At 31.6% G+C, this 16,112-nt stretch carries 25 protein-coding genes, 2 pseudogenes and 1 riboswitch; of the genes and pseudogenes, 12 read left to right on the top strand and 15 right to left on the bottom strand.

Annotated elements, in window-relative coordinates:
* Nucleotides 1-15 precede the first annotated feature (15 nt).
* Nucleotides 16-291, bottom strand: a pseudogene (locus SSP_RS11790) (DMT family transporter).
* Nucleotides 292-329: 38 nt separating this feature from the next.
* A pseudogene (locus SSP_RS11800) lies at nucleotides 330-657 on the bottom strand (DMT family transporter).
* Between the two features lie 52 nt (nucleotides 658-709).
* Nucleotides 710-809: riboswitch (guanidine-I (ykkC/yxkD leader) on the bottom strand.
* A gap of 293 nt (nucleotides 810-1,102) precedes the next feature.
* Here SSP_RS11800 and SSP_RS11805 point away from each other — a divergent pair.
* Nucleotides 1,103-1,327: a hypothetical protein gene (locus SSP_RS11805; RefSeq protein ID WP_011303942.1), complete on the top strand. Its 225-nt coding sequence runs from the start codon at nucleotides 1,103-1,105 to the stop codon at nucleotides 1,325-1,327.
* A 41-nt stretch (nucleotides 1,328-1,368) separates the two neighbouring features.
* On the opposite strand, the gene SSP_RS11810 is transcribed toward SSP_RS11805, so the two are convergent.
* Entirely contained in the window at nucleotides 1,369-1,788 is a 420-nt protein-coding gene (locus SSP_RS11810) for a GNAT family N-acetyltransferase (RefSeq protein ID WP_002484284.1), read from the bottom strand.
* Nucleotides 1,789-2,096: 308 nt separating this feature from the next.
* Between SSP_RS11810 and SSP_RS11815 the strand changes: the two genes are divergently transcribed.
* Complete coding sequence (locus SSP_RS11815) at nucleotides 2,097-2,276, top strand: hypothetical protein (protein ID WP_002484285.1); 180 nt, start codon at nucleotides 2,097-2,099, stop codon at nucleotides 2,274-2,276.
* 78 nt (nucleotides 2,277-2,354) lie between these two features.
* Here the strand turns inward: SSP_RS11815 and merA are convergent, their stop codons facing one another.
* The 3 genes from merA to SSP_RS11830 form a co-directional block, all read right to left on the bottom strand.
* Nucleotides 2,355-3,677, bottom strand: coding sequence for a hypothiocyanous acid reductase MerA (gene merA, locus SSP_RS11820; protein WP_011303943.1), 1,323 nt, complete (start codon nucleotides 3,675-3,677; stop codon nucleotides 2,355-2,357).
* On the bottom strand, nucleotides 3,664-4,098 hold the full coding sequence (gene hypR / locus SSP_RS11825; protein WP_011303944.1) for a redox-sensitive transcriptional regulator HypR: 435 nt from the start codon (nucleotides 4,096-4,098) through the stop codon (nucleotides 3,664-3,666). The genes merA and hypR overlap by 14 nt, the downstream gene beginning before the upstream one ends.
* Nucleotides 4,099-4,270: 172 nt before the next feature.
* Nucleotides 4,271-4,675 (bottom strand): SRPBCC family protein, encoded by a 405-nt coding sequence (locus tag SSP_RS11830; RefSeq protein WP_011303945.1) that lies wholly within the window; start codon nucleotides 4,673-4,675, stop codon nucleotides 4,271-4,273.
* 186 nt (nucleotides 4,676-4,861) lie between these two features.
* Between SSP_RS11830 and SSP_RS11835 the strand changes: the two genes are divergently transcribed.
* From SSP_RS11835 to SSP_RS11845, 3 genes are all read left to right on the top strand, one after another.
* Nucleotides 4,862-5,236: a VOC family protein gene (locus SSP_RS11835; RefSeq protein ID WP_011303946.1), complete on the top strand. Its 375-nt coding sequence runs from the start codon at nucleotides 4,862-4,864 to the stop codon at nucleotides 5,234-5,236.
* Between the two features lie 366 nt (nucleotides 5,237-5,602).
* A complete protein-coding gene (locus SSP_RS11840; protein WP_011303947.1) occupies nucleotides 5,603-6,349 on the top strand; it encodes a poly-gamma-glutamate hydrolase family protein in 747 nt (248 codons plus the stop codon).
* 139 nt (nucleotides 6,350-6,488) lie between these two features.
* Nucleotides 6,489-7,793, top strand: coding sequence for a TrkH family potassium uptake protein (locus SSP_RS11845; protein WP_011303948.1), 1,305 nt, complete (start codon nucleotides 6,489-6,491; stop codon nucleotides 7,791-7,793).
* Nucleotides 7,794-7,836: 43 nt separating this feature from the next.
* On the opposite strand, the gene SSP_RS11850 is transcribed toward SSP_RS11845, so the two are convergent.
* Nucleotides 7,837-8,244 (bottom strand): hypothetical protein, encoded by a 408-nt coding sequence (locus tag SSP_RS11850; RefSeq protein ID WP_011303949.1) that lies wholly within the window; start codon nucleotides 8,242-8,244, stop codon nucleotides 7,837-7,839.
* Between the two features lie 110 nt (nucleotides 8,245-8,354).
* Between SSP_RS11850 and SSP_RS11855 the strand changes: the two genes are divergently transcribed.
* Together SSP_RS11855 and SSP_RS13045 are read left to right on the top strand one after the other, a co-directional pair.
* Complete coding sequence (locus tag SSP_RS11855; protein ID WP_011303950.1) at nucleotides 8,355-8,765, top strand: Lrp/AsnC family transcriptional regulator; 411 nt, start codon at nucleotides 8,355-8,357, stop codon at nucleotides 8,763-8,765.
* A 30-nt stretch (nucleotides 8,766-8,795) separates the two neighbouring features.
* On the top strand, nucleotides 8,796-8,939 hold the full coding sequence (locus tag SSP_RS13045) for a hypothetical protein (protein WP_011303951.1): 144 nt from the start codon (nucleotides 8,796-8,798) through the stop codon (nucleotides 8,937-8,939).
* A 70-nt stretch (nucleotides 8,940-9,009) separates the two neighbouring features.
* On the opposite strand, the gene SSP_RS11860 is transcribed toward SSP_RS13045, so the two are convergent.
* The 5 genes from SSP_RS11860 to SSP_RS11880 form a co-directional block, all read right to left on the bottom strand.
* Complete coding sequence (locus SSP_RS11860) at nucleotides 9,010-10,308, bottom strand: peptidoglycan recognition protein family protein (RefSeq protein WP_011303952.1); 1,299 nt, start codon at nucleotides 10,306-10,308, stop codon at nucleotides 9,010-9,012.
* 197 nt (nucleotides 10,309-10,505) lie between these two features.
* A complete protein-coding gene (locus SSP_RS11865) occupies nucleotides 10,506-10,694 on the bottom strand; it encodes a hypothetical protein (protein ID WP_011303953.1) in 189 nt (62 codons plus the stop codon).
* 200 nt (nucleotides 10,695-10,894) lie between these two features.
* Nucleotides 10,895-11,509, bottom strand: coding sequence for an FMN-binding negative transcriptional regulator (locus SSP_RS11870; RefSeq protein WP_011303954.1), 615 nt, complete (start codon nucleotides 11,507-11,509; stop codon nucleotides 10,895-10,897).
* 41 nt (nucleotides 11,510-11,550) lie between these two features.
* A complete protein-coding gene (locus SSP_RS11875) occupies nucleotides 11,551-11,886 on the bottom strand; it encodes a hypothetical protein (RefSeq protein ID WP_011303955.1) in 336 nt (111 codons plus the stop codon).
* 103 nt (nucleotides 11,887-11,989) lie between these two features.
* A complete protein-coding gene (locus tag SSP_RS11880) occupies nucleotides 11,990-12,334 on the bottom strand; it encodes a DUF4260 domain-containing protein (protein ID WP_011303956.1) in 345 nt (114 codons plus the stop codon).
* A 593-nt stretch (nucleotides 12,335-12,927) separates the two neighbouring features.
* Between SSP_RS11880 and SSP_RS11885 the strand changes: the two genes are divergently transcribed.
* Nucleotides 12,928-13,341 carry a YxeA family protein gene (locus tag SSP_RS11885; RefSeq protein WP_011303958.1) on the top strand — a complete coding sequence of 138 codons (414 nt, stop codon included), beginning with the start codon at nucleotides 12,928-12,930 and terminating at the stop codon, nucleotides 13,339-13,341.
* Nucleotides 13,342-13,484: 143 nt separating this feature from the next.
* On the opposite strand, the gene SSP_RS11890 is transcribed toward SSP_RS11885, so the two are convergent.
* Nucleotides 13,485-13,757 carry a hypothetical protein gene (locus SSP_RS11890; protein ID WP_011303959.1) on the bottom strand — a complete coding sequence of 91 codons (273 nt, stop codon included), beginning with the start codon at nucleotides 13,755-13,757 and terminating at the stop codon, nucleotides 13,485-13,487.
* Nucleotides 13,758-14,180: 423 nt separating this feature from the next.
* On the opposite strand from SSP_RS11890, the gene SSP_RS13300 reads away from it, so the two are divergent.
* From SSP_RS13300 to SSP_RS13115, 4 genes are all read left to right on the top strand, one after another.
* Nucleotides 14,181-14,303 (top strand): hypothetical protein, encoded by a 123-nt coding sequence (locus SSP_RS13300; RefSeq protein ID WP_011303961.1) that lies wholly within the window; start codon nucleotides 14,181-14,183, stop codon nucleotides 14,301-14,303.
* Nucleotides 14,304-14,576: 273 nt separating this feature from the next.
* Nucleotides 14,577-14,783: a hypothetical protein gene (locus SSP_RS11900; RefSeq protein WP_011303963.1), complete on the top strand. Its 207-nt coding sequence runs from the start codon at nucleotides 14,577-14,579 to the stop codon at nucleotides 14,781-14,783.
* A 24-nt stretch (nucleotides 14,784-14,807) separates the two neighbouring features.
* Complete coding sequence (locus tag SSP_RS11905) at nucleotides 14,808-15,029, top strand: hypothetical protein (RefSeq protein WP_011303964.1); 222 nt, start codon at nucleotides 14,808-14,810, stop codon at nucleotides 15,027-15,029.
* A 14-nt stretch (nucleotides 15,030-15,043) separates the two neighbouring features.
* A complete protein-coding gene (locus SSP_RS13115) occupies nucleotides 15,044-15,184 on the top strand; it encodes a hypothetical protein (protein WP_011303965.1) in 141 nt (46 codons plus the stop codon).
* Between the two features lie 122 nt (nucleotides 15,185-15,306).
* Here the strand turns inward: SSP_RS13115 and rpsR are convergent, their stop codons facing one another.
* Together rpsR and ssb are read right to left on the bottom strand one after the other, a co-directional pair.
* On the bottom strand, nucleotides 15,307-15,549 hold the full coding sequence (gene rpsR / locus SSP_RS11910) for a 30S ribosomal protein S18 (RefSeq protein ID WP_002484306.1): 243 nt from the start codon (nucleotides 15,547-15,549) through the stop codon (nucleotides 15,307-15,309).
* Between the two features lie 49 nt (nucleotides 15,550-15,598).
* Entirely contained in the window at nucleotides 15,599-16,111 is a 513-nt protein-coding gene (ssb, locus tag SSP_RS11915) for a single-stranded DNA-binding protein (RefSeq protein WP_002484307.1), read from the bottom strand.
* Nucleotide 16,112: the final 1 nt, after the last annotated feature.

The following is a 16,112-nucleotide window of genomic DNA, read 5'->3' on the forward strand; positions in this document are numbered from 1 at the left end:
AAATTGTCCTTCACTTTAACTCACTAATTTTAAACCAATCGTACTTCCCAATATCACTAAAATACATACTACTCTTTTAATATCCTTAGATTCATTATAAAAGATCATCCCAAGAATTGCGCCACCTACTGCACCAATACCTGTCCAGATTGCGTACGCTGTGCTCATCGGAAGGTACATCATTGCGGTAGATAATGCCATGAAACTCACAGCAAAAAAGAAAATGAGTCCTATAGCATCTCGTTTTTGACGATGATGCACATATGCATTTTAAAAATTTATACCTAACATTTCAAAGACACCTGCAAAAACTAATAAGATTCATGCCATTATGCTTCTCCTCCTTTATTTGTAGTTACTAATTTCAGGCTAATGACACCTGCAAGTAAAATGACAATTAACATTATTTTCATAACATTAAACGGTTCGCCAAAAAACAAGAAATCAAACAACGTAACCCATGTTGTTCCGAGACCTACAAACACGGCATACGCTGAGCCTACAGGCAGAACCTTTGAAGCATCTACTAATAAATAAAAGCTTACAAAATATAGCAATCATCGTAAACAGCCATTCCCACCAAGATGACGCATGGGTTAAACCAATCACCCATCCTACTTCAAAAAATGTTGCGATAATAATTTTGATCCAATTCATTCCTATGTCCTCCTTTAAAATAAAAAAAGCCTGGGAGATAGTGTTAATTACTATCTCCCAGGCTTTTATCCTTCCGTGTCACATAAAAATATGTGGCTTTCTCTCGGACCAGACCAAAGTAATCACCTTGCGGAACCCTAGAAAGCTTTATTCGATTAATTGTATCGTAGCAAATTACACTAACGATTACAAGCATGCTCATTCATTTCACCCAGTTTAAAATAATTATTATTAAGAAAAGGCTTAAGCATGCGTTTACATGTGAAATTTTACAAATTTCTAAGATTTTTTAAGTCAAAACCCTCTACATTTTATAAATTTTAATGTATAATCAGTTATAGATTATAATTATTATAATCTAGATAAAGATGAGCTGAAATTTATTCTCATTTACATCAATCAATGCTTCAAATGCATTGAAATATAATATAAGCGAGGGATAACGATGCAATTACTAAATTATAAAATGCACAATGATGAACTAATCGCTACTGTACTTTCCGACAAAAAGCAATTATTTAAATATACTTTTGATGTTACGACGCCAGAATATGAAATATTAGATGTCCTTGAAGAAATAAATCACTATGTAGACAATGGACAACACCCACTTGGTTGTTCTTTACTTAAAAATTATGCCTACGAGGACGTGAGTCACAATCTTTTATAATCTTCTTTACACAACAAAAAGATGAGTATATCTGTTATGAATTAAACAGTATACTCATCTTTTAATTTTGCATTATTATAAATAGCCATTCCAGTTTTTAATTTTCGAAATCCAAGCGCTTCGTAAAATGATTCATTCCCAGTAGTTGCGATAAGATGAATACAAGAAAGTTCCCCCAAATAATTCACCATTTCTTGAACAATTTTATTGCCAACGCCTTTAGATTGATAAGTGGTATCTACTACAACATCATAAATCGCGGCATTAAACACACCATCTGACATCGCTCTGGCGAAACCAATCACTTGGCCCTCTCTTTTTGCAATCACGACATGTGTCGCAGTATTAAATAGTGTAATCACTTCTTCTTGATTATGGCCATTCCAATGGTTCCCATGATAAATGCGCACTATTTCATCTATATCATTCATATCAAATTGATACTCATATTTTATATCCATTTAGCACACCTTCCAAAATAATTTTCAATATTTATAAACCACATCGTTCTTTATATATGAATTATTAAATAATATATATATTTTAACATGAATCTTTAAAAATTAATGGATGTCATAGCAATCTATTGATTTTAATACATATTAACTAATTTCATTATTACGTATAACGCTGATCATGATGTATAAATAGAAATATACATTGTACACGTTAATTATTAGCGACTGACGGGTAAATATATATTAAACGGGGCGATAACATTGTCACGCAACGCAATCAATACTGAATATTTATTAGGAGGCGACTTATCATGTGGATTGGTTCAATCATACTCATCATTGTCGGTATTGTGTTACTCATCATAAATCAGCAGACTTCTAAAAAGGAAGGCGTAAGCAAAAAACAAAGTTATATTAGTATCGGCATTGTTTGTATCATTATTGGTGCTTTTTACCTTATCGGACAGATTATTAAAGCCTTGGTTAGTTAAAGTCATATAAAAAAGCTCGGGTCTATTATGAGACCCGAGCTTTTGCATACTTATATCGAATGTGAAATTTAGATTTATTTACATATTAAATAAATCATTAAATGACTCTACCATCGTTGGATGTGTATAAATATTTGTATTCAATACTTTATATGATAATTTTTGATCAATGGCTAATTTCACTAAATTGATAATTTCTTCAGATTCTTTACCATATAACGTCACACCTAAGATGGTTTCGCTGTCTTTATCAACGACTGCTTTAAATAAGCCTCTTGGGTCGTTGTTTACTTTATGTCTAGGGATTGTATTAACTGGAACCGTATTTTCCATAATATGATATCCCTGTGCTTTTGCTTCTTTACTAGTTAAACCAACACGTGCTAATGGTGGATCGATAAATACAGTATAAGGCACCGCGCCACGATTTTCAGTAGAACGTTCACCATTTCCAAATAATTGATCTTTCACGATTCTAAAGTCATCTAATGAAATATATGTGAACTGCATACCACCTTTAACGTCGCCTAATGCATAAACGTTTGCTGCAGTTGTTTGGAGGTGTTCATTTACTTTAATTTCACCATGTTCACCCAATTCAATATCTGTATTTTCAAGATTTAAATCTGTATTGGGTTTACGACCAGTAGCTAATAGTACAGCATCCGCTTCGTATGTGCCATCTGTCGTATGAACAAGTGTACCTGCTTCAACATCTTCAAATCTTTCTGTATTCGCGTTTAAGACGATATCGACTTGTTTATCTGCTAAGTCTTTTTTAACTTCTTTAACGATATCTTCGTCTTCTCTCGGCATGATATCATCGCCACGTTCTAGGACAGTGACTTGTGTACCAAAATTGGCAAACATAGATGCAAATTCTAATGCAATATAGCCACCACCAACAATAACTAATTTTTTAGGTTGGAAATCTAGATTCATAATACCTGTAGAATCATATAAATTTTTTGAACTTTCTACACCATTAATCGGTGGAATAACTGATTTTGCACCTGTATTAATGACTACATGCTCTGCAGATAATGTTTCTACCACATCACCTTGATCATTTAATAAATTGACTTCGCGATTCGATTTAAATTTAGCTGTGTAATCTAATACATCAATATTGTCTTCATCTGCTAAATTATGATAGTTCTTGCTATTTAATGCATTGACAACATCTGTTTTTCTTGAAAATGCTTGGTCAAACGAACCATGGCCTAAGCCTTCATGTACAAGTGTTTTAGAAGGAATACAACCGATATTAATACAAGTACCACCATACATCTCTTGAGATTTTTCAACGACAGCTACTTTTTTACCTTGTGCTGAAGCAAATTTCGCTAGTGTTTTACCACCTTTACCAAATCCTATAATCACTAAATCATACTGTTTCATGAGAATACTCCTTTAATACTTCATTTAATACGTCATGGATAGTTACACTTTTATAATAATCAATTAGTAAGGCTTGCTCTCTTTTATGAAAATTAGACATTGTATGACCTATTTCCCTGGAAATTTCACAGTCACTACCTTCATCACCTGTAAACAATCGTCCATCCGATCTTTCTTCACTAAATGCAACAAATAATTCAGCGAGATTCACCTTCATTGTTTGATCATTCGCTTGATAGCCACCGTATTTACCACGGCTTGCATCCAAGTACTGTTGATCATTCAATTTTCTTGTGACTCTTCTTAACTGTACAGGATTAACACAAATTCGTTCTGCTAATTCACTACTACTATACCGTTCATCCGGATGTTTCACTAAAAACGTCAGAAGATGCACAGCAATATTAAACTCTAAATTCATGAACATCACCTTTTAATTGTAACTTTTATAATTACATTAAAACACATAGCGTTTACTTTGAAAAGTATTTTGCTTATATTTTTGTATTCCCTCTTTTTTAACTTTTATAAAAACAAAGAGCGAGATTGCATCTAATTAATTTAGATTTCTATTTCTCGCTCAATCACTTTCACTATAAAATGGCTGCTCTAATGGTAACGCCATGCTCTAAGTAGACTTTCAAACAACTGAGCATATAAACCCAGCCTTCTTTTTGACCTAATAATTGCTTCACATCTTGCGTGTCGAAGTCTTTTTCAGTTGTTGTTACAACAGTGCCCGCTTCACTCTCTTCAAATTGAATGGTTATAGGATGTGCACCCCAAGTAAACGCTATTAACTGGTTATCCTCCACCCGCTCAATGTTGATATTTAACTCAGCATCATATTCTTCATAACGGAGTGTAATGGTCTTACCTTGTTCCCATCTTTCAGAACTAGAAGAGAACCAGAATCCTCCAATTTTCTCTGGATCTACAAATGCTTCAAAAACAGTTTCTCTTGGTACATCAACTTGCATTTTTGTTATGATATCCATCCCAGCCACGTCCTTCCTATTTGTATAATATAATATGAATTTTACATATGTTTGACATGATTTGCACTTAGCATGATATTTTATGACGATTTGACTTCACATAGTTTGAACAGTTAATTATTTTGTATTACTTGTTTTATTTTATATACTTAAAGTTAAGTAATACAAAATTATGGAGGCGATATAATGATTCAAAGATTAGATGAGGTAATGATTTATGTTTATAATCATGATAAAGCAATTACTTTTTGGACTAAAAATTTAGATTTCAAAGTAGTAGAAGATACTGAAGAATTGCAAATGCGTGTGGTTAAATTGGCACCCTATGACGATGCGCAAACTGCCATTGTTCTACAAGACAAAGCTAAAGTAGATGAAATGGATATGGGCGTTAGCACTGATACACCCTCTTTGATTTTTGCTACTACACAATTCGATGAACTATTTAATCGTCTAAAAGATAGCCAAGTAACTGTTGGCGATATTATGACATTAACTATGGGACGCGTTTTTAATTTTGCTGATGAAGAAAACAACTATTTTGCAGTAAAAGAAGTTTAGATTCCAACATAGTTTGAGCCGTTCTATTTTATTTGTCATTGATATTGATAATGGGCTAACTGTCTATCATTCATCACTTTATTACCAAAGTAACAAGATTGTAATAAATATATGACACGATTAATGTTTGATTTCTGGGAGTGGGACAGAAATCAAATTTTCTAATAGAGATTTCGTAGTCCCACCCCGGCAAGGATGACTAGGATTGAAATGTTTACCTGAGCTAAAGCTCATGCATAAGTCTCACTAACTTAATGAATTAATCAGTGAAACTTTACATTTTCAATTCAGTCATCTACTGCCTAAATGAAAAAGAGCCTGTGACATCTATTTCTGTCTTAGGCTCATGCTTAACAAGGGAGTATTATGAAAAACGCATTCCATTCTTATTTATATTATTTAATTATGTTGATTATTGTGGGAATTATTCTGGCTACACTTTATTTTTTATATGTTTGGAAAAATGACCAACCACAAAATCAAGATCATTATAAAAATTTCACTGAACTTAAATCAGATACTAAAGAACATCGTGATTGGCAAACAAATGCCAAAACAACAAATAACAAAGATATACTCGTTACAGCGATTCATGGAGGAGGCATTGAGCCTGGCACTTCAGAATTAGCTAAACTTATTTCTAAAAAAGGTGATTATAATTTATATAGTTTTGAAGGTTTAATGAAATCGAATAATCAAAAATTGCATATTACCTCAACCCGTTTTGATGATCCCAAACTAATTAAATTAACGAATCAATCAAATGAATCGATTTCTATACACGGTATACAAGAACAGAAGAAAGTTGTCTATATCGGTGGTAAAGATAAAGCTATGGCCAAATCAATTACTAAAGAACTCGAAAAAGAAGGATTTAATGTTGAAAAGAGCCCCAACTATGTTAATGGAGATTCCAGTAAAAATATCATCAATAAGAATGATACGGGCTCGGGCGTTCAATTAGAAATCTCAACTCAGTATCGTAAATCTTTTTTTGATCATGGGCGTCTCGATAGAAAAACACGTGAAAATCCCAATGATTATAAACAATCAATATACGATTTTGCTGAAGCTGTAACAAAAGGTATTAAGGAACAAACAAATAAAAATTAATAGGCAACTTAACCAGAATCGTTAAAACTATATGAAGATTCTGGTTTTTTAAATTCAAAAAGTTTTCTAAAAAATTTACTTGCTTTTTTAAAGTATAGGTATAAAATACAATTGATTAAAACAGTAAAGGAAATGAATCATGAAACAATTAACTAAGCCTTTATACTTTTACCTATTACTTTTTATTACAACAACGCTGATTGGCGCGTTACTATTATATTTGCCAATCACAGGTAAACATCCTATTGATTTTGTGGACGCCTTTTTTATAGCTGCTAGTGCATTTACGGTAACTGGGTTAGCTACTATAGATGTCTCTACCCAATTCAATTGGTTGGGCGATACGATTATCATGTCACTCATACAAATCGGTGGATTAGGGATAGTCACTGTGACACTTTTAACCTTTATATTAATCAATAAGCGAATTAGTAATAAAAGTCGCTACCTCGTCATGGCAATGTGGAACATTGATACGCCTGGGGGCATAATCTGCTTAATCTTACAATTTGTTTTGTATAGTTTGGTAACTAAACTTGTAGGTGCGTTATGTATTGCGTTATCCTTTATTCCAAAGTATGGCTTAGGACAAGGGGTGTTTTTAAGTATATTCACTTCTGTGTCTGCTTTTAATAATGCTGGTTTTGCACTTTTCAAAGATAACCTAATCAGTGCGGTTAACGACCCTATTATCACTATAACCGTGCCCTTATTAATTATTATGGGTGGCATAGGTCCACTTGTATTTCTTGATTTAGTAACAACACAAAAATTAACTAAACTTAAATTACATTCCAAAATCGTTTTGAGTACAACTTTCATATTAATCATCGTCGGTAGCATTTCGTTTTTCATTTTAGAATATCCATCCACATTAAATCATTTATCTTTGATTGAAAAAATTGGAGCTTCATTTTTTCAATCCGTCACAACACGTACTGCTGGATTTAATACCGTTGATATCGGACAAATTTCCACACCTACATCAATGATGATGATGTTATTTATGTTTATCGGTGGTGCACCCATCAGTTCTGCTGGTGGTATCAAAGTAACCAGCTTAGTTCTGACGCTATTATTTATAAAAAGTACATTAAGAAACGAGAGCCATCCAGCTATATTTAAAAAATCTATACCTGAACGTACACTTAAAATTGCTGTTACCATCACGCTTTTAGCAACTATCTTTGTATTAAGTATATCGTTTATTGTGAGTGTGCTAAATCCACATACATCCTATACGACCGTATTATTTGAAGTTATTTCAGCGTTCGGCACTGTAGGTTTAAGCATGAATTTCACAACTGACTATGGTACTGTAACTAAAATCATTATTATTGTAACGATGCTTATTGGTAAAATTGGCATCCTCACTTTTGTGCAATTATTTATTAGTGAAAAGAAACAATTATTCCATTATGCAAAAGACAATGTACAGTTATAAACAAGCACATATCCAATTCAATTGGACATGTGCTTGTTCTAATTTATACCTCTAATTTCATTATTGCTCCGAAATATTGCTGACATGTTGTAAACGTTATAAAAGCAATAAGTTCACTCATTTCTGCTTCAGTCAAATGGTCGTTTAATGTCTGTAAAATATACTCTGGAATCTCCGTTGCTAATTTCATATAAACATCAACAAAACCAATACATATCATAGATTTTTCATCTGTAAATTTTCCCGATGGTTGCCCTTTTGCTTTACAATACGCACATCCGTGATTTTGAGCAAGCATGCTTCTTATTTCTTCTTTTAAATCGCTAGACAGTTGGTTATCTGTTTCTAGAGATTCACTTAAGTTACTCCAACTTAACATGATATCTTTGTTATATCCAAGCAACTTTTGAAAAGGTGTAGTACCATTTTCCGATAATTGAATTAATGCCATTATAATCACTCCTTGATTATCCATCATTTTATGGCATTATTAACTATATTGAAATGCTATTTTTTAAGTAAAAATAGTTAAATGCTTTATTATTTAAGGAGTTTTTATAAATGGACTTAACAAATAGAAAAATCTTACAAAGTTTAAATGAAGATAGTAGTAGATCATTCAGCGATATTAGTGAAATTACCAATCTTTCTATCCCCGCTGTTCGAGAACGCATTAATAAATTAAAAGATTCAGGAATTATAAAGAACTATACCATTGATATTGATTACAGTGCTTTAGGCTATGATATAGATATCATCATTGAAATCGTTATTAAAAACAATTTATATAAAGATTTCAAAACCTTTATTGCAGAACAGAGCCACGTCGCATTTTGTTATCGTATATCAGGAGATAGCTGCTTTTTATTTAAAGCAAGATTTAAAACCATGCAAGATGTAGAAACGTTTATAGATATTTTGCAAAAATATGGCCATACAAAAACACATTTTATATTTTCAGAAACGGTTTGATATCAAACGTTCCTTCTTTCAATTACTACTTTGAATAAATATCAAAATGTGATGCAAGTCGTTCTTTTAACGGATAACACTGATAAAACAAGACATTTTTATGAAAAATACGGTTTATTTTCAAATGATAAATATCATACTGTTGCATTTATGCTATTTAGACATACGCTTTAAGATCTTTATATAAATTAAAAGAGACACTTCACTATTGTAATTAACAATTAAATGAAGTGTCTTTATTAATCTATTTCATTTTCAGTATTTGACCGACTTTAATACTATTGGAATTCAATTTATTATCTGCTTTAATTTTATCTACAGTAGTCTTTTGATTTTTAGCAATACTGTATAATGTATCGCCTTTTTTCACGGTATATGTTTTAACTAAATACAGTGTTTGCCCTTTACTAATGCTATCAGATTTAAGATTATTCCACTTTTTAATATTATCTACACTGACGCCACTTCTTTTTGAAATATTATATAACGTGTCACCAGTGACAACTGTATGAGTATCGCCGGATATGTCGCCATTATTACTTGGTGCTTTCAACTTTAATGTCTGACCAACTGATAAGGAATTACTCTTCAAGTTATTCCATTTTTTAATATTATCAATCGTTACACCGCTTCTTTTAGAAATACTATACAATGTATCGCCTTTAACCACTTTATAAGTCGCACCTGTAATAGCGTCATTGTTCCCACCCGAGAGTACTTTATAATGTTTTTGAACTAAACTGTAAAACTGATTCATATTGTATCCCCATTGACTAAAATAACCAACTGGATCAGAGTGATCTGTGCCGCCCCAATATTGGCTGATGGCATTGTGACTAATAATTGTGCCTGTTCCCTGATTATTATCAGCAAGTGACGGTGTTAAACCATTTTCTTTTAACATTTTTGCAGCTAAGTATGCCTGATTATTAACAGATTTAGCAAAATCATCAAACGTATTAGATCGTGTTAATTCAATTTGATAAAAATACGGATTGGCATTTGCACCAGCACCCCATGCTAAATAGTTACTCGGCGCAGTTTGAATAATTTTATCACTGCTTGCATAGGCATGCACGAACGCACTATTGTAATTGTTGTACATGTAGTTCACTTCACCATCAATCGTACTGCTTGGATTGGCCGTTTCATGAATAACTACGCCTATAAATTTTCCAGACTTATAATTATATTTAGGTAAATTATTCATTCTAGCATCTTGGACGATTTGGGCTGGCTTTATATTATTATTTGCAATATATGTATTGACGTCTTGGTATGCTCTATTCGCAAACGTACGTGCTTCAACAGTATTATGTTCTGCTACTTTATTATGTAATTTTAAATCTTCTGGTGTTAATTGGTCCTTCAGCGCTTGTGGGCTCATCTTTTGAGCTTTTTCAAAATTAATCGGCTTACTTGTATTCTCTTTTTCATTTTTTTCTGTTGTTTGCTTATGATTGCCTTCTTGCGCTTGTGCGACTGTTGTACTTAAAATTAAACTCGTTGCCAATACTACTGACAAACTCAACCTATATTTCATAAAATATCTCCTTTGTTTTGACCATAGCCATATTAGAAGTGCCACTGTATATTCAAACACCTATATTTTTAGTTTATAATATTATTCAAACATTCACAAAAAATTTTATTATTTTATACTACTTATTATTTTTGGTGATTTCACTATAAATTTATTTTGAAAATTAAAAACCACCATCTTCAAAGATGGTGGCTTCATTATATATCAGTGAACACACTAGATAATATTGCGATTAATGCAATGACTAATACAAATATGAGCAATGCATCAATTCTTTTTTGATTACGACTTTTAGGCGGTTTCCTAAATTCTTTTAATGCCACAATACCTGCTACTATTACAAGCACTAAACAAATCAAGTGGAAGATTAATACAAACGTAGCCATGTTCATCACCCCTAATATGATCAATATAAATTCAAACGCAAGTGTTTATAATTAAGCATTCATGAACTTATTAACTTAAAAGCATAATGAATTTCATCGTATAAAGGTTAGTCTGCGCGTAGTCTTTGTATTAAAATACCCCTTTCATAACAATCAGAAACGAAATTCTAGAATTCACTTAGCATTAGATCATCTTTCTCTTAAGATTGTCTATGGTCTTTTATAACATCTGCCAGTTGTTGCTCAGATTCGTCATCACTTTCAGCTAAATGTTCCACAATCGTTGTGTAATCTTTTTCAGATTTATTCTGACTTAATTTATATGCACCTTGTATGTCATTCACTTTAATTTTGAAACCAACAATACCCTTGATTTGCTGTTTGGTATTATCCAACAAATTATTCCAAGTTGCACCATCTTCTCGATGTGCCTCGTATTGATCTAATAGTTTTGCTAAATCTGCCTCAAGCGCTTCATGCGTTAATAACTGTCCTTCTCCATAAATATGAACACTTTGATAATCCCAAGTTGGGACATCTTCATTTTCATACCATGTAGATGAGACATACCCATGTGGTCCTTGGAAAATGACTAAGATTGACTTATTGTTATTCAATGTTCGCCATTGCTGATTACCTTTTGCCAGATGTCCAGAAACATACAGCTGCTTATCATCCTCATAAATATTCACTGGCACATGCGTGGCAACAGGTTGCTCCCCATCAATCGAAACGACTGTCGCAAAATTATACGCATTGATAAAACGTTTAATTTCCTCATAATCTTTCATTTCATAATATTTAGGAATATACATCATTCCCACCCCTTTAATCAGTAAATACAATAATGCAAAATTTATATATTGGCTAAGCCTTGTACATCATGGTGATATGCTTTAGTCAACTCACGACATGAAGTGACTTTACCAGACTCATTAAATTTAAATATCGCATAGACTTCAATATTGCCTTTCGAACTATCTTTTTTCTCTACCCTAACATCATATCTTAAAAATATAGTTTGTTGTTGTTCGTCTATCAACATATCTTTAAATTGCTCTATTGTTAAAGTCTTTACCACTTCTTTTAATTTTTGAAGATGCAACTTAAATTCCGTTAAATTTAACGTATCATGATCTGTTTCTTGGATATACTCAACTGCAAAATAATGATCTATTTTTTCAGTATCCAAATTAATCAGGATATCTTGTTATAAATTTTCAATTTGTGTTTTTAATAATTGCTTGTCCAACATATGTCTCATGCCTCCATCTTTTATTATTGAAAACGAATTTTCAAAGTTTTTGTATGGTCGTTATTTTAAAATCTGAAGCGTACTTTAGCCCATAACCGAGTGTTCGATCCATACTTATATGCGCGAACCAAATAAGCGCAATTTGGAGTAATATGGGTTCTTTTAACAATAAATATAATGTCGTTACTAAACTTGGCAACACATACGTATGTCCAATATTATAGACCATACTACCTATCCGTTTATTAAATACATAGCCAATGGCAGTTAAATCTGGCGCTAATAAAAATATTAAAAAGAGCCAAAAAGAAAAATCAAACATAAAATATAAACTAATGACTAGAATTAAAACAAAGGCATTTTCCACTTTTATTAAATTGCGCATGTAACATCTCCTAATCATAAAAACTGAAGCGTATCGATTTATAATTATAGTTTATGGCAACAACTAAAGATATACAACTATGTATAATCTTTAATAAATTTACATAAAATTTATATATTACTTACAATGTTGTCACTTGAGTAATGTATTGTTTATTACATTATTTTTTTGTGTTTTACTTGTTTTATCGGAGGTGAAATATCTTAGATCATGATAACAATCAAAACGTACTTTCATCATTAAATTATTTTAGTGTATTTTTTGCGCCAATCTTATTTCCTATAATTGTTTGGATATTCACTCAAAAACCAGTAACCACACATATCAAAAAGGCACTATTAAACCATATAGGTGTGGCAATTTTTTATTTTTTAAGTAGTATCGACTTTATATTTTCTAAAGAAGTCTATGAGAAACCCTTTGATAACCCCATGACGATTTCCTATACCTCTATCGCGCTAGGTTTACTTTTTGCAGTTATCGTCGTTATGCTATTTATCTTTAATTTAATTCGAGGTATCAAGCTTTTATCAAAATAATTACTAAGCATCCAAATAAATATATCAAAAATAAATTTCATAGGAGTTCCTATTATGACCCGTTCTAAAAAATTCATCATTATGATCACTACAGTCATTGTTATCATTGCATTCATCTTCCTTGCTTTATTTGCTTGGAAAATTTATGCTGAACGCAATTATAATAACACTAATATACGAGAGGCTGCTCAATTCAATCCTTTGATTAGAGAAACTGACTATTATGTACAAGTAAGTGATCCACTTAAGAAAAATGGTAAAAATCAAGTCGGAGCATATACTTATATGACCGATGGTTTCGATAAAGATGGAGTAGGTCATACAGTTACTTTTAACGGAATGAAAAAACTAAAAAAAGGAGCTTATTTAAAGGTCTCTTTATTCTTAGGAGAAGCGAAATCATACAATGAAATCTCTAAAGATAAAGTTCCTCATAAGCCATTAAAAAAACTAGAAATGCAACAGTAATAATAAAATGAGGTTATCAATCCTGCTTGGTTTTTATATGATTGATGTAATCATCGCAAATATTTTTCTAATAATTCTCATGTGAAATCCCCTTTGCTTGAATTTATTATTCAAATTAACCCATCCATTATTGAATTAAAAAATTATCTAAAAATGATGTATACCAGTACTATGATAAAAAGAATGTTATATATGATTTTCTTAATATTTTTTTCTTCGATATGTGGTACTGAATCTATTATCAAGCTCAGTACAATGAGTACGCCAGAAAATTTAACGATATAGTCTAAGAACTGCCAATCAAATATGATAGCTAGTACTAATGAACCTAATGTTAAGACTAAAGCTACTATCCCTGCTGTATTGGCAATAGATGCTAATGTTTTATATCGTTCCTGTTCATTATCTTTAGTCATACTATCTCCCCCTTAAAAACATAGCTCACAACTTAATTATATGTTAACATAAATTCTATTGAACATGTATTGTGTATAAAAACACCCATCAACACTTAGAGTTAATGGGTCATATTTATACTATTTATCTTTTTTGAAATTTTCTACAAAAGCTTTTTTAATATCCTCAATCAATGATCTGCTACCGATTAAATTAGATATGACGCTCATAATAAAGGTTATTATTTTTCCAATGATATCCATATAGCACGCTCCCTTACTATATAAATACCATATTATCCACAATATAATCATATTTACATAATAGATTTTAAAAACATAATTATATTCTTTGAGATATTGCTATATAGATAAAAAGTATTACTTTTCATCTCGTTCACAACAAATAGTTTTTAGCTACGCTTACAAAAAAGGAGCTTTGCTATGAGTTTACCAGTCGCTATTGTCTTAGGTATCATGTTTGTACCTATCTACGCTTTTTTTGGGCGTTTATATTCCGATGGGAAAATAACAGAAGAGTTAAACGTAACAATTTCGAACCAATGACTAAGAAATCATTCTATGTTCTTTTGTTAGTTCATGCAGTATCCGCTATTCTTATGGTGATTTCTGCAATTTATATAAGTTATTTTAGTTAAATTAAAATGACATACATAAAAAGGAGTTTTAAAGTGGATATACTCATCGGATTACTTATTAAAATAATAGATATCATTGTGAGCATTGTTAGCATTTTCGAACGAAAAACAGCAAAGCTATTGAGTAAATTGTCTAAAAGTAAAGATAAGACAAAGGGGTAAAATTTAAGGAGGGTTTAAAATGAATAAAGCAATGATTGCCCATCACACGCTTAATATTGTATTAATGATCATTCTAATAATAGTAAATCATTTTAATGTTTTAAGCTTACCAGTTTCAATTATACTAGCCATTTCAATTACAATTAATGCCGCTTTATTAATCAGAGCAAACAGAAAGAAAATTGAAAATGATGGCGTTACTATAGATGACTATAAGAAAAAATAATATAACTTAGATTGGAGAGATATCATGAAACATAAAAGTACTATGCCGAATTCTAAATTGATGACAACTACATTCCCAATTACCGTTTTATTACATTTATTCTTCATTGTTCTATCGATTTATAATATATTCATTAAAGATAGTACAATCGCTATATCGCTCTCTATATTTAGTTTAATCATTTTCACTTCTATGTTAACACTTACAATTAATGCATATATAAACTACAAAAGACAAAATAATTAGATTGGAGAAATCACATGAAGGTTGGTAGTTACAAAATTGATAAGTTTTATCTAATCATGATTGGTGGATTTTTAGTAACTCCTATTTTTGTACCATTCATGCTAATTTCAGTAGTCATAATGGTTATTATTGGGTTAGAGAAAGAAGAAGATTAATAGTTAAAAATTGTTTTCATTTAAATTCTTTGCAATCATATTTTTCATACCTTTTCCAATTCCAAACACACAAAAATAACCCCGTAGGTATATGCCTACGGGGTTTTCAGATACAATATCTATTATTGTTCTTCTTTAACATATGGTAATAATGCCATATGACGAGAACGTTTAATAGCTAATGTCAACATACGTTGATATTTAGCTGAAGTACCTGTTACACGACGTGGTAAAATTTTACCACGTTCTGAGATAAAACGTTTTAATAATTCTGTATCTTTATAGTCGATGTGTGTAATTCCGTTTGCTGTGAAATAACAAACTTTTTTACGACGACGTCCGCCTCTTCTTGGTCCACCTGCCATGGTAACTGCCTCCTTTTAAGAAATTTTCATTTTTATATGTTCTATATAATTAGAATGGTAAGTCATCATCACTAATATCAATTGGTCCGTTTGCATTTGCAAATGGGTTATCAGATTGATTATTGTTTGATGAGTTATTGTTGTTATTACTTTGATAAGATGACGTATTTTGTCCTGATTGTTGTCCGCCAAAGTTTTGGAAATTATTGTTATTTCCTTCTTGACCATGACGTTGGTTTTGATTTTTAGGTTCAAGGAATTGAACACTATCACAAACCACTTCAGTCACAAATATACGACGACCTTCTTGGTTTTCATAGCTACGTGATTGAATGCGACCGTCAACGCCAGCTAAACTACCTTTAAATAAGTAGTTGTTAACATTCTCTGCTTGTTTTCTAAAAACGACACAGTTAATGAAATCCGCTTCGCGTTCCCCTTGCGCATTTGTAAACGTACGATTTACTGCTAGAGTAAAAGTCGCAACACTCACGCCTGAGGGTGTTGTTCTATATTCTGGATCTTTAGTTAAACGACCGACTAAAACAACTCTATTTATCATT

The organism is Staphylococcus saprophyticus subsp. saprophyticus ATCC 15305 = NCTC 7292 (assembly GCF_000010125.1).
Lineage (GTDB): Bacteria > Bacillota > Bacilli > Staphylococcales > Staphylococcaceae > Staphylococcus > Staphylococcus saprophyticus.